Origin of the sequence: Pseudoflavonifractor phocaeensis, assembly GCF_016901955.1 — a bacterium.
In the GTDB taxonomy this organism is placed as follows: Bacteria; Bacillota; Clostridia; order Oscillospirales; family Oscillospiraceae; genus Flavonifractor; species Flavonifractor phocaeensis_A.
This window is the reverse complement of sequence record NZ_JACJLC010000184.1, coordinates 1-1,549: the sequence shown is the minus strand read 5'-3', so window position 1 is coordinate 1,549 and position 1,549 is coordinate 1. Positions and strand designations below refer to the sequence as shown.

The 1,549-nt window shown below is 54.3% G+C and carries 1 protein-coding gene; it reads right to left on the bottom strand.

Going from position 1 to position 1,549, the window contains the following annotated elements; translation table 11 throughout:
- Positions 1 to 6: 6 nt before the first annotated feature.
- Positions 7 to 1,428, bottom strand: a complete 1,422-nt coding sequence (locus H6B51_RS17000) for an IS5 family transposase (protein WP_243421379.1) — start codon at positions 1,426 to 1,428, stop codon at positions 7 to 9.
- Positions 1,429 to 1,549 lie beyond the last annotated feature (121 nt).

The window sequence follows — 1,549 nt, the reverse complement described above, 5'->3', positions numbered from 1 at the left end:
TAATGTCTACTGAACAACCGCCAATTTTTTCTGGGGCCAGAAAATGACGAGCAAACCTGCAAGCAGGCACAAAAGGGCGCACTGAATCCTGCGGAGATTCAGCACCAGAATGGACATGGCAATCACATGGGCAGCGGTCTCCCGGAGTTTTGCGGTGACCAATCCCATGCCGCATTTGCGCTTGGCCAGACTGAACCTGCGCTCCACTTCCACACGCTCGCACTCGTCCCGGTAGTCCTGAGTCTTGTCCCTGGTCCCGCCATTCCTTGGGCGGCCCAATGCAGGGCCGGAGAGCCGGATTCCGTGCTCTTTGCAATAGCTGAGATTCTCACGGTTTCGGTAGATCTTGTCCGCCAGAATACGGCTGGGGTAATGGCCCTCCCGTTCCCGGAACCGTTCCGCCATCTCCTGCAGATTCCCAGCTTCGTTGTAGGCGTCAAAGGAGCAGTATTCCAACCGCGTCCAACCATCCACAACACTGACGTCCAGCTTAGCGCCAAACTCCGCCGGCTTGCCTGCTTTCCCTCGTACAATGGGACGAACGAAAGGTTGGCTCACACTGACGATCCGGTCAGGTACGCTGTGGGTACGGTTATCGTATAGGTACGTTTGCTGCTCATAGATGGTGCGGAGCGTATTCAGACGCTCCACCTGCCGTGCTGTAAGCGGTTTTCCAAGCAACAGCTTGTCATCAATGGCCTTGAGGTCACGCCAGAGGTAGGAAAGCTGTTTGCCGATGGCTTTGCGGGTCATCTTTGCGGTGTGCTTGCGGCATCTTGCGTACTTCAGGTAGTCTTTGCGGGCGCGTTTGCGATATGTCCTCGGTTTCTTTCCATCCGCGGGGTCATGAAGAGCATCCAGGAGTTTCTCGGCGTTCTCCCTGGCCTCATTGAGCAGAGAAACATCCTGAGGATAATGGATATTGGACGGCGCGCAGGTGGCATCCACAATCATCGTTCCGCGGTTTCCGCCAGTTCCCGGAGTATCGTCAGAGTCATCATCGTCATCCTCTTTTGCCTGATGCTCCTTTGCGTCCCGGAGAATCATCTCATTGATCTCTCCCAGTATCTCCGGCGTCAGACGCTTGCGGAAGTACACCATCAAAGACGGGTCAAAGGGCAGCTTTTCGTCATCATAGCCGGGATACCCACAGAAGTACTGCAGGTACGGATTCTCCTGGATCTGCAGCGCGGTCTCCTCGTCGGAGTAGCCATACTCCGCCTGGATGATACAGGCGCCCAGAGCAAGCCGCAACGGCTTGGCTACATTGCCCTTGCGGTTGGTAAACAGAGCGGCGTACCGCTTCTCGATCTCCAACCAGGGGATCGTCTGGGCTTTCTTTACCCACCGGTTGCTCTCTTTCAGATTCATGCCAACCGGCTGCTTGAAATCTGACAGGCTGATCTGTCCATTGCTGTAGCGATACATAGCCGCCCTCCAGGTGCAAGGTTTTTTGCGCATTTTCCCTCTTTTCCTTGCACCTATTATACCATAAAACGCCTTCTATAGCTTGATATATAAGGCTTTTTCTGTTATTCAGTAGACATTA